The sequence below is a fragment of the Phormidium sp. CCY1219 genome (assembly GCF_055795085.1).
Genome location: NZ_JAYFEQ010000750.1, coordinates 1 through 302, shown reverse-complemented (window position 1 = coordinate 302; position 302 = coordinate 1). Strand labels below are relative to the sequence as shown.

The following is a 302-nucleotide window of genomic DNA, read 5'->3' as shown; positions in this document are numbered from 1 at the left end:
AATATCAAGTCGGAAAATATAAGACCGGAAAGGACACGCATGGCAATCCACTAGGCTTCAAAACCATCATCAAACCCGGCAAAAAAGCTATCAAAACCCACTACGAAAAACTTAAGGAAATAGTAGACTCCCACAGAGCAGTACCGCAAGAGGGGTTAATAAAACACCTCAACCCGGTCATTAGAGGGTGGAGCAACTATTACTCAACAGTAGTGTCCAAGGAAGTCTTCTCTCAAATGGATAACTCGTTATACTGGAAGTTAACCAAATGGGGAAACCGAAGACATCCCAACAAAACAGGA

Annotated in this window: 1 protein-coding gene; it reads left to right on the top strand. The window is 42.7% G+C overall.

Annotated features, from left to right (window positions below):
* Window positions 1-302, top strand: a 302-nt coding sequence (locus AC0QH1_RS22825) for a group II intron maturase-specific domain-containing protein (protein WP_324633668.1), incomplete at both ends; no start/stop codon positions are given.